The sequence below is a fragment of the Lactobacillus xujianguonis genome (assembly GCF_004009905.1).
Taxonomy (GTDB): domain Bacteria; phylum Bacillota; class Bacilli; order Lactobacillales; family Lactobacillaceae; genus Lactobacillus; species Lactobacillus xujianguonis.
Genome location: NZ_ML136910.1, coordinates 1 through 10,703, shown reverse-complemented (window position 1 = coordinate 10,703; position 10,703 = coordinate 1). Strand labels below are relative to the sequence as shown.

Annotated in this window: 10 protein-coding genes and 1 pseudogene; all 11 read right to left on the bottom strand. The window is 37.5% G+C overall.

The window, feature by feature from the left end:
• Nucleotides 1-183 precede the first annotated feature (183 nt).
• Nucleotides 184-762 (bottom strand): CDP-diacylglycerol--glycerol-3-phosphate 3-phosphatidyltransferase, encoded by a 579-nt coding sequence (gene pgsA, locus EJK17_RS10485; RefSeq protein WP_103662592.1) that lies wholly within the window; start codon nt 760-762, stop codon nt 184-186.
• A gap of 41 nt (nt 763-803) precedes the next feature.
• The gene (locus EJK17_RS10480) at nt 804-1,859 is read right to left on the bottom strand and encodes a helix-turn-helix domain-containing protein (RefSeq protein WP_103662593.1); all 1,056 of its coding nucleotides are present in this window, start codon (nt 1,857-1,859) and stop codon (nt 804-806) included.
• A gap of 69 nt (nt 1,860-1,928) precedes the next feature.
• Entirely contained in the window at nt 1,929-2,657 is a 729-nt protein-coding gene (gene ymfI, locus EJK17_RS10475) for an elongation factor P 5-aminopentanone reductase (protein WP_103662594.1), read from the bottom strand.
• Nucleotides 2,654-3,907 (bottom strand): M16 family metallopeptidase, encoded by a 1,254-nt coding sequence (locus tag EJK17_RS10470; protein WP_127796414.1) that lies wholly within the window; start codon nt 3,905-3,907, stop codon nt 2,654-2,656. Before EJK17_RS10470 ends, ymfI begins: the two co-directional genes overlap by 4 nt.
• Nucleotides 3,904-5,121, bottom strand: a complete 1,218-nt coding sequence (locus EJK17_RS10465; protein WP_127796413.1) for a M16 family metallopeptidase — start codon at nt 5,119-5,121, stop codon at nt 3,904-3,906. Before EJK17_RS10465 ends, EJK17_RS10470 begins: the two co-directional genes overlap by 4 nt.
• A complete protein-coding gene (locus tag EJK17_RS10460; protein WP_103662597.1) occupies nt 5,111-7,591 on the bottom strand; it encodes a DNA translocase FtsK in 2,481 nt (826 codons plus the stop codon). The genes EJK17_RS10465 and EJK17_RS10460 overlap by 11 nt, the downstream gene beginning before the upstream one ends.
• Nucleotides 7,592-7,601: 10 nt before the next feature.
• Nucleotides 7,602-7,994: a DUF1149 family protein gene (locus EJK17_RS10455; RefSeq protein WP_103662598.1), complete on the bottom strand. Its 393-nt coding sequence runs from the start codon at nt 7,992-7,994 to the stop codon at nt 7,602-7,604.
• On the bottom strand, nt 7,994-8,554 hold the full coding sequence (locus tag EJK17_RS10450) for a tRNA (cytidine(34)-2'-O)-methyltransferase (RefSeq protein WP_103662599.1): 561 nt from the start codon (nt 8,552-8,554) through the stop codon (nt 7,994-7,996). The genes EJK17_RS10455 and EJK17_RS10450 overlap by 1 nt, the downstream gene beginning before the upstream one ends.
• A gap of 127 nt (nt 8,555-8,681) precedes the next feature.
• The gene (locus tag EJK17_RS10445; protein ID WP_103662600.1) at nt 8,682-9,875 is read right to left on the bottom strand and encodes an AI-2E family transporter; all 1,194 of its coding nucleotides are present in this window, start codon (nt 9,873-9,875) and stop codon (nt 8,682-8,684) included.
• 12 nt (nt 9,876-9,887) lie between these two features.
• On the bottom strand, nt 9,888-10,268 hold the full coding sequence (locus tag EJK17_RS10440; RefSeq protein WP_103662601.1) for a PTS glucitol/sorbitol transporter subunit IIA: 381 nt from the start codon (nt 10,266-10,268) through the stop codon (nt 9,888-9,890).
• A 121-nt stretch (nt 10,269-10,389) separates the two neighbouring features.
• Nucleotides 10,390-10,703 (bottom strand): annotated as a pseudogene (locus tag EJK17_RS10435) (ISLre2 family transposase); the annotation flags it as partial.

Below are 10,703 nucleotides of genomic sequence, written 5' to 3'. Positions count from 1 at the left end.
TTGTGGACGATCTAGAGCCACAATTGGCTGCTTCTTTTCAAGCATATTCTTTGCCTCCTTAAGTCTATGAGATAAGAATAGCCGAAAAATGGGAGCTAAGAAAGATACTTCAGTTTTTTACGCTTACAAAAAAATCGCCAGAACTGATTGTTCTAGCGATTTTAAATTAAAATTTTTCTTTAATTACATTGAACCCTTGAAGACACTCCATGAAGAATGGAAGTAATCGTAACCAGAGTAAATAGCAAAAATCAAAGCAATGTAAAGTAAAACAGTACCGATGTAGAATGGATCACCCAATAATAAAAAGATGATAGCTAACATTTGAGCAGTGGTCTTGATCTTACCAGGCATCTTAGCAGCAATAACTTCACCGTCGTTTTCCACAACGATTAAACGTAAACCAGTTACAGCCAATTCACGGCAGACAATAATTGCCACTACCCAAGCTGGAGCTAAGTTAAGTGAAACTAAGAAGATAAATGCTGTCATAGTTAACATCTTATCTGCCAAAGGATCAGCAAATTTACCAAAGTTAGTTACCAAATTATTAGCACGAGCAATGTGTCCATCAAGCCAGTCAGTAGCTGAAGCAACCGCAAAGACAACCATTGCAATTACTTGTAACCAAGAAACTGTTTGACCTGCCATAATACCAGTTGGAGCGGTATAGCCACCAGTTGCTCCTCTAAAAATCACGAGCAACATAAATACCGGAATCATAAAGATGCGGAACATCGTCAATTTATTAGGTAAATTCATTCTATTTTTTCTCCTCTAAAACACTTTTTTCAGCTTAAAAACTAATGGTTGTCTTGACCACCATTATTGTTATTGGTGTTACCACCATCGTTATTAGCATTGTTGTTGGCAGCGCTGCTGGATTGTTGTTGACTACTGCTTTGTGTAGTAGAAGATTGACGACTACTTTGTTCAGTCCGGCTACTTCTTTGGGTATTACTACTTTGTTGAGTAGATGAAGAAGAATTGTTATAGCCATTATTAGTATTGCTGTCGTTATTACTATTACTTTGAGTATTAGCCTTCTTTTCCTTACCAATTAACAAAGTTAACCGTAAGTAACTACCAGTTGGAACGTAAGGAATTCGCTTACCAGCAACCTTGACAGAAGTACCATTGTCATTACCTAAAGTAACAACTACAGTTTGAGCATCCTTCGGAATCACCAAAGTATGCTTTTGCGCAGAAGTCAAACTTTGTTGCCATTGAACAACACCATTAATTGCAACACTAGCATTAATTGTTTGATCGCCAGCCTTGATAACCAAGCGACGGTTCTTCTTCATACCAGTAATACGGTATTGGTTATCGCCAACTTTTCTAACCTTAACTTTACTCTTCTTCACAACTGGCTTGATCTTCTTCTTAGATGAAGAACTTTGTGAAGACACAGTGACGTTACTGTTGTCGGCCGTATTATTAGTATTATTAGAAGACAGGTGTGCATAAAGCACATAAACAACTAGTAAAACAATAATTACTCCAAGCCCAATCGCGATTCGAGGTAAGTAATTTTTCCACAAATCTTTTTTATTATTAGTGGTTTCTCTAACTTCCTCGCTCTTATTATCGATTGAGTTTTCTACATATTCATCAGGCTTAGCTTCAGGAACATCTTGGTGATATTCACTCAATAACTCTTTACCATCTAAGCCAACAATTTGAGCATATTGTCTAATAAACGCTCTTACATAAAAATCCCCAGGGAGTTTATCAAATTCATTTTGCTCGATTGCTGTCAGATATCTACTTTGAATCTTGGTTGCTTTTTCAATATCTGCAATCGAAAGTCCTTTAGCCTCTCTGGCACTACGTAATTTATCTCCGATATCTGCCATATTTACCTCTTCAAAATTTTAGTTTAACAATTTGAGTATACCATAAAACCGACATTCTAACTCATTACGTTATAAAAGCCAACCACCAGTCACGTAAATTGTTTGACCTGTACAATATGAGCTTCGTTCATCAAGTAAAGTTTTTACCCAGAAAGCAATATCTTCTCCTTGAGCTAACCGACCTGCAGGAATTTCTGCTTTTACTTCTTGCATCGTTTCCGGTGAAAACATCGCATTCATTGGAGTGTCAACTGCACCAGGAGCAACGACATTGACAGTTAAGCCCGCTGAAGCAACTTCACGCGCATAAGCTTGACTGAAGCGGGTTAATCCTGCCTTAGTTGCGCTATAAACACTTTCTAAGGCACTTCCTTGTCCGCCATAAACAGATCCTAAGTAAACAATTCGACTGAAGTCCTGCTTAATTAATTGCGCTTCAAGTAATTTCGTTAGCTTGATTGGAACAGTTAAATTGACTTGAATTATACGTTCAATTTCACTTAATTTCTGTTCTCCTAAAAAACTATAATTGGTAATCCCTTGCGCAAAAACCACTGCATTAATTGGTAAAAGATGCTGCGTAAACTGTTTTAACTCATCATCCTTTGCCAAAAAGTCTAGCTTAATGGGCATAAAGTCTTGTTGCGGAAATTCTTGCATTAACTCTTGACTCAATTGACAAGCTGCATCCCAATTTTGATTGCAATGCACATAAAATGACCAGCCTGCGGCGGCTAAACTATGACAAATACTTTGTCCAATTCCACCGGTCGCACCAAATACGATCGCTCTTCTCACGCTTCATCTTCCTCTTTTCTGCTTAAACGTGCCGAACAAATTTCAGCTCCACGCATTAAGTCATCACAATAATCAACATATTGCTCAAAACCCATAGTTTGCAATTTATTAAAATTAGCGAAACTATCTTCACCATCTAAGCTTTCTTCGGCAGTTTCCACCGCTAGATAAGATAAATTATTAAGACTGCGAGCATTTTGTGCCAACCATTCCTTCTTTTGCAGCGCCAAGAACCTTTTAGCAAATGCTAAATCATCTGTTTTTAAGGAATGTTGAACTTCTGCCTTAATTGCGTCAATTACTTCTTCACTTTTTGAACTAGTGCCAAAAATCGTGACAAAGTTGCCTTGCCGAGTATAATTTACCGAAATTTGTAATGGATTACTCAAAAGTTGTCTTTCTTTCATTCGTGCAAACCACGGACTCATTACACTTAATTTTGATTCTAACATTATTTCTAACAGAATTTGAGCCAAATCAAGACTTGCTAAGACTTTCTTAAAGTTTTTTAACCGAATACCTACTCCAAACACATTAGATTGTCCTTGACTAGGTAAAGTTAAGTCCCGTAATTGACCCTTTTCTTGCTTATGATCCAATTTAACCTGACCGTCATTAGTAAAATACTTTTTCTGCAACTTACCAACGATTTGCAAGATATTCTTTTGTTGATAAGCAGAAAAATCACCGCAAGCAATGAAATGCATTTTACTTGGTAAATAATTTTCCCGATAAACTGCAAGTAAGCTTTGGGCATTAATTGCTTTAATTGATTTAGCAGTTCCAGCGACATCGATCCCTAAATTAGAGTTTCCAAACATTTCTGTCATTAAAGCATTATTGATCGCCCAATTAGGTTCATCTTGATACATGGCTAATTCTTGTTGAATGATTGGCTGTTCATTAGCCACATTTTGCTTAGTAAAATATGGTTCTCCCACTAAACGAAATAAAAGCTCTAATAATTTAGGCATTTGATCAACTCCACTGCAATAAAACATCGTTTCATTGAAAGAAGTAAAAGCATTAACGTCTGCGCCTAACTTTTCAAAGGCCTGAGACAGATCACCTTCTTTTTTAGCAAATAACTTGTGCTCTAAAAAGTGAGCTGATCCAGCTAGCTTCTGTGGATCACTACTGCCAAAATCAATAATAATGCCAAAGAAGTGTTGTTTAAAATGTGGTCTTAGTAGAATCTCTGCTTCAAAGCCAGAAGGATATTTTCTTTTAATAATTTTTGGTGCAATCATTTTAAAACATAACTTTCATTTAAAAATAGATTTTGAGCAAATCGTTTCAACATAGTTGGTGTAACTGTCTTAATCTTTTGATCATGATCAACTAGATCATAATCAGTAAATAAATTTGAACGAAGCATTTGAGCCAATTGCCAGCCTTCTTGATCTTGCCCAATCAAGCGCGTGTTAAGCAGACTCTTTTTAGCTTTTTTCAGTAAATCTAGATCAATTTGACCTTCAGCAATTTTTTGAATTTCAGCTTTAATAATTTGCTCAGCGGGCTTAACCTTTTCTGGATCTAATCCAGCTGAAACTAAAAACAGACAATTGTTGGCGTAATTATTAGCTTCAATATCATATGCTGCACCTAACTTTTCCCTTACTTCAGTAAATAATTTAGATGACTGATCCCCAGCTAAATATTGACTAAAAACTGAACCAATAATTTGACCATCTATCTTTAGACCTTGATGATAACCATAGCCTAACAATAATTGAGCCTGTAAGTTGCCTTGTTCTTCCTCGTCTCTAGTCTCTAAAATTGGAGCAGGAATACTTAGTTGTTGCTTAGCAAAATCCTTTTCCAAAATTTTTGATCTAAACTCGTGATTCAATAAATCCGTCACCAATTGATTATCATGGGCCCAACCAATCATTAACCCTGGTTGTACTCGTAAATCTTTATCAATAAATTTGTCTAAAGCACCAACCGAAATATCTTTGATCATCTCCGGTGACCCAATAAAATTATCAGCGTAATCAGGCTGATCTTTGTACCAGATCTTAAAGAAACGATCTAAAGCATAATTAGAGGGTTCTTCTATCAATTCCTGATAACTCGTCAAAATTTGCGCTTTAGAAAAGTTCATTAGATCTTCATCTAGCAGTGGTACAGAAATTACTTCTCGGATTTTTGTGATAATTTCAGCATAAGTATAATCCGGATCTAGCACCACTCGCGGCTCGATAAAATTAATAATGTAACTATAAATTAAAGCATTACCAAACAATTGTGGCACAATTTCAACTTGCATATCATAAGCTTCAGAAAGTGCCCGCTGTTGCAAGGGAATACTTGGATAGGCTTTACTGGCATTCATTTGCATTCGCGCTAGTAAACTGGTTATCGCCAGATTTCTTTGGGTTAACGGTAAACGCAAAAAACAGCCAATAGTGGCTGTTGTAAATTTCTGATTTTTTTGAATTTTGACATTCCTATTGAGCATTCTTATTTTCATCCTTTTCCGGTGGCACAAGCACTTGTCGTGGCTTGGAACCTTCAGATGGACCAACAATACCTTTGGCTTCCATCTCATCAACAATTCTGGCCGCGCGATTATACCCAATTCTAAAGCGGCGCTGTAGCATTGAAACACTGGCAGTTTGTTGCTTACGCACTAATTCGACTGCTTGATCATAGTATTCATCTTCAGGATCATCGTTTTGATCATCATTACTACTTTCGCTACCTTTTTGTGGCATCATTTCTTGGTTATATTCAGCTTGTTGCTGCTCTTTTACCCAAGAAATAACTTTTTCGACTTCTTCACTAGTAATATAAGCTCCTTGAATTCGTTCAGGCTTAGAAGCACCAATTGGCATATAGAGCATGTCGCCTCGTCCCAACAATTTCTCAGCACCAGTTTGATCAAGAATAGTTCTTGAATCAACTCCACTAGAAACAGCAAAAGAAATTCTCGATGGAACATTGGCCTTAATTAAACCAGTAATTACGTCAACACTTGGACGCTGAGTTGCCAAGATCATATGAATTCCAGCAGCTCTAGCCATTTGACCTAAACGCACAATTGCGCCTTCCACATCATGGCCTCCGACCATCATCAAGTCACTTAATTCGTCAACCACGACCAAGATGTATGGCAATGCTTGCATAACCGGCTTTGACTTATCACGATTGTTTTCAGCGACTTTTTCGTTATATTCACCCATATTCCGTGAACCACTGGCTGCAAACAGCTTGTAGCGTCGCTCCATTTCTTTAACGACTTTATGTAAGGCATTAGCCGCAAGCTTAGCATCAGTTACCACAGGAATTAATAAATGTGGTACGCCATTATAGACAGAAAGCTCCACCATCTTAGGATCAATTAAAACTAACTTCACCTCTTCTGGTCGTGCCTTCATCAAAATACTAGTCAAAATGGTATTAATTGCCACTGACTTACCTGAACCAGTCGATCCTGCAATTAAGAGGTGCGGCATTTTAGCCAAATTAGCCGAGATAGTTTGGCCAGCAACATCCTTTCCCAGTGGAACGACCATTGCATTTTGTTTAGCCTTTTGATCCTGATGCTCCATTACATCTTTAAAAGAAACAACTGAGGTCGTGCGATTAGGAACTTCAATTCCGATAAAAGGCTTACCTGGAATTGGGGCTTCAATTCTGATATCTTTTGCAGCTAAAGCCAAAGCTAAATCATCAGATAAATTAACAATCCGACTAACCTTAACCCCAACTGCGGGTTGAACTTCATAGCGCGTAATCGTTGGTCCTAAAATCGCTTTTTTAATGATAACTTTGACACCAAAACTCTTAAAAGTGGCTTGCAAAGTTTGCGTATTCTTTTGAATTAAGTCCTTATCTGTACTTTGATCAGTATTCTTAATCGGATCAAGCAAAGTTAAAGGTGGTTTGCGGTAGGTGGGATTGGCTTTAGTTTCAGTTTTAAGTTCGCCATGATCAACATCTTCAAGTTCTTGCTTAACTTTTTGATCTTCTTCATCAAAAACGTGCGGCTTCGGTAAAGTATCTGCCGCTTCTTCTTTGACAGGCGGAGCAACTTGAATTTGCGGTTGAGCTGTTGGCTGATCATCAGAATAAAAGCTAGGTTTGGTTGGTTCTGGCTCATCTTCTGCGCCAGTAACAACTTCAGGGACACTAATCTCATCATCAGTATTTTCCTCTTCATCAGGCGCACTGGCTGCAGCTGAAAAGTCACTAACATTAGGAAAGATTTCATCTTCATTAGCAGCAAGTGGGTCCTGCAATTGATCACGATTAGATTCTTTTTCTTGCTTTTTCTGTTCCTGCTTTTCGCGCAATTCTCCATATTTATCTTTTAGCTTAATTCCAGCCTCTTTGTTCTTTTTAATGAACAGCTGACTAAAAGATTGAAACTTTTCAACAATGGTCCGGTACTTAACGTCAAAGAACATTAACACCCCAATTGGTAAAAACAGGATTGCCAATACTCGAATGCCAATTAATCCAAGTAGCGGATAGCCCAGTTGAAAGCCAATTGCACCAAATAAGCCTCCACCTACAGATAAGGTGACTCCTGCGCGGGCAAATTCATTAGCCATCTCATGCCAAAAAGCATTCATGAAACCACTGTAGACCTGTTCATGGGCAAAGTAATTACCACTCTGCAGTAATAAAATACCAAAAATTGCTAAGGCTAAGCCACAACTGCGTTTAAACTTCAAATGAGCTGGTTGATTATAAATTACCATCACCAGACCAAATAGCGCTAATAAAGCGGCAGCCAACAAATAAGAATCACCAAAAAACAAGCGAATGACATTGGCGATTTCTTTACCTAGCCAGCCGACCTTAGTAAAAGCCAAAACAGCTAATAAAATTTGAATAATTCCAGTCGTTACCCAATATAAAGCCTGCTCTTGTTTTTTCTTACTGCTTTTACGCTTACTAGCAGTCTTTTTTCTTTTAGGCATCTAACTCTCCCTAAAAGTTAGCTTTAAAGTTTAAGTTGACTGGTTGATCCAAAGTAATTTGCGTAACTTCGTAAGTTAAAGTTTCAATATATTCAACTAATGGACGACTTAATAACTTATAATCATCACTTGATAAGTCTTGTCCATCACCACGATAGTTTTCTAATTTTACGATTTGACTAATTTGGCCACTAACCGTAAATTCACCTGGAGCCGGTGCAACTTCAAACTGGACAGCAACTTCAAAATAACTACTATCACCACCATCATCAGTGGTGCCATCCTCATTTTGCTTAGCTGCTTTACGAAAAGCAACATTAACTTCATCTTTGATTTTTGGTTCCTCATTTAAATCATAATGAAATGAGCGAACGACAACATCAGTTTCACGTTCAAAATCCATTATTCTTCACTTCCTAAATTTCTTTCATATCTTTCAGGGCGATTATAATCATCCTTCAATTTATCATTTTCATAATGATGACTAGTTTCCAAATTTGGAAAACCTTGTTGACGAAGGGCTTCTAACAAGACCATTGCCACTGAATTAGACAAATTGTAGCAGCGAATATTGTCTGACATTGGAATCCGAAGATTACGGTCATAGTATTCCCGCATAAAAGTCTCAGGTAAGCCCGTAGTTTCTTTGCCGAAGACAAAGTAATAATCTTTATTAGGATCAGTATAATCAACTTGAGCATAATTCTTAGATGAAAACTTAGAAATTAAGTACATTTCATCTGTTGGTTTTAAAGTCTTAAGAAATGCATTTAAATCATCATGCATCCGAATATCAACTTTATCCCAATAATCCAGACCTGCTCGTTTCATCTTCTTATTATCGATTTGAAAGCCGAGCGGTTCAATTAAATCTAACACGGTATTGGTCCCTGCACAAGTCCGGGCAATGTTACCAGTGTTAGCGGGCATTAATGGTTCATATAATACTACGTGATTGGTCATATTTATCCCTTTCTATGCTATCGCCTAACCAAACATGAGCTTAGCGAAGAATAGCAGCTTAAACAAGCGAACAAATTATTAAATTTCTAACTAAAAAGCGTGGCAACTAACGACCACGCTTCTTTTTTTACGAATTAGTCTTCTGTTCTGAAGTCCCATCTTCCGTGGTTGGTTCATCTTCATCATCAAACACTTCAGAAGCTTTACGGTAATATTTATAAACCCGTGAGACGATAATTTTAAGAATCGCATAAATAGGAATGCCAAAAACAACGCCCCAAAGTCCCCAAACAGCACTAGCTCCGATCAAAAGCAAAATAGTAGTAATAGGATGCATTTCAAGTTTATTCCCCATTACCATTGGACTAATCACTCTGCCTTCGATCAATTGTTCAATTGCAAAAACAACTAGCACTTTGATCAGCATCGGTACCGAAGTCATGATCCCGATCACAATTGCGGGAATAAAAGCAATAAAAGTACCGAAATAAGGAATGAGGTTTAAAAAGCCAGCTAAGATTGCTAAAGCATAGCCATAAGGCAACTTAATGATGCCATAGCCAACTGCAAACATCACGCCAACCCAAAAGGCAACGGTGATTTGTCCACGAATATATGAAGCTAAGGCATTGTTAATGTCATACAACAATTGACTAAAACTTTCTTGCCAACGTTGGGGCGCAAACTTGGTAATGTAAGGACGCAACTCACGTCCATCTTTCAACATGAAGAATAAGATAAATGGAGCTGTCATTAGCGTCATAGCAATCATTGTAATGATGCTAACAGCTGACGAAATATTGCCAATCGTGGCATTAATTGTGTCTTGCCCTGACTTAAATAAAGTCTTCTGAGTATTATCAATCATGTGATTAATATTGCCACGCACACTATGCAAGCGCGGATCTCTTAAGGCGTTTTGGGTTGCATTAACAGCATCATCCCAAATATGGGGCCAGTTCTTAATCAACGCATTAACCTGTCCCTGCACAATAGGGATAATTGTATTAATAATCCAAATTAAGGCAATCACAACTAGTAAGAACAAAACAATGATCGTCAACAGCCGTGGTACGCGCCACCTTTTTTCAAGCCAATCAACCACCGGATTCATAATGTAATATTGCACAATCGCTAATACTACTGGCGGTAAAATCGCACTAATAAAGACCCAAGCGGGATTTAGAACAAAAGAAATCTTGTTGAAGACCCAAATAATTAGGAAGAACAACAAGAGATTAAACAAAATAATGCTAAAACGGTTATTTAAAAACCACTTTTCAAAAAAAGTTTGCTTCTTTGCGCTTTTTCTACGCTCCATCAATCTATCCTACTAAATATGTTCATACACAATTTCATCATCAACTTTGAAGACCGGCATTGCTTGAGCAGGATCTGGATCAAAGTAAACCGCATTAGCCAATGGTGTTTTAGATACCGGACGATTAAAGAATAAGGTTGCATGGCCCAAGGCTTTCATATTACTTTCAACCATCGGACCAACATAATTGGCAATGTAAGTTTGCCCATCAATTGTGATCGTGTCGCCTTTTTTAAAGACAAAACTACTTACAGGAGTGTCAGTATCAAACTTTTGGATAACTGAAACATCTTCCAAATCTTGATTAGCACCGACACCAAATAAAATTACCATGCCATCTTTCACATCGACAGCTTTTTTACCTATTTTTTCAATATTTGCAATCCACTTCATAATAAAATTCTCCTTAAGCTAATTTTAGCATAAGAAAAACCGCTTAACTAATTAAGCACTTAACTTGTAAGTGTCAAAGTTTTTGCGGTTACTCAAAAACCATTAGTCTGACCTTAATTTCTTAATAATTTATGTGATTTAACATCCGATTGAATTTACTTAAATAGCTGCCACCAACTACTGCTGCTGTTAAGGCTCCGTGTTGAATACCGGTATGGATTTCGTGACGGATTCTCAAACTATCTCTAGCTGCGGCTTGTAATTTCTTACGGTCTAAGCTAATTAGTTTGCTCGTTTCAAAATCACTGTTGAGCCATTCTTCTAAGTCTCCATTCTTGATGCAAGTTAGAATTCGAAGCATGCCTTCGGCACCAGCTTCAGACCAATATTTGCCTTGGCCTTTAACGCGATAAGTATACTTACGGTGATTACTTT

Excerpts from the sequence above, each read along its gene's own strand:
- pgsA (WP_103662592.1), bottom strand. The coding sequence starts at position 762 with ATGAATTTACCTAATAAATTGACGATGTTCCGCATCTTTATGATTCCG.
- EJK17_RS10480 (WP_103662593.1), bottom strand. The coding sequence starts at position 1,859 with ATGGCAGATATCGGAGATAAATTACGTAGTGCCAGAGAGGCTAAAGGA.
- EJK17_RS10470 (WP_127796414.1), bottom strand. The coding sequence starts at position 3,907 with ATGATTGCACCAAAAATTATTAAAAGAAAATATCCTTCTGGCTTTGAA.
- EJK17_RS10465 (WP_127796413.1), bottom strand. The coding sequence starts at position 5,121 with ATGCTCAATAGGAATGTCAAAATTCAAAAAAATCAGAAATTTACAACA.
- EJK17_RS10460 (WP_103662597.1), bottom strand. The coding sequence starts at position 7,591 with ATGCCTAAAAGAAAAAAGACTGCTAGTAAGCGTAAAAGCAGTAAGAAA.
- EJK17_RS10455 (WP_103662598.1), bottom strand. The coding sequence starts at position 7,994 with ATGGATTTTGAACGTGAAACTGATGTTGTCGTTCGCTCATTTCATTAT.
- EJK17_RS10450 (WP_103662599.1), bottom strand. The coding sequence starts at position 8,554 with ATGACCAATCACGTAGTATTATATGAACCATTAATGCCCGCTAACACT.
- EJK17_RS10445 (WP_103662600.1), bottom strand. The coding sequence starts at position 9,875 with ATGGAGCGTAGAAAAAGCGCAAAGAAGCAAACTTTTTTTGAAAAGTGG.
- EJK17_RS10440 (WP_103662601.1), bottom strand. The coding sequence starts at position 10,268 with ATGAAGTGGATTGCAAATATTGAAAAAATAGGTAAAAAAGCTGTCGAT.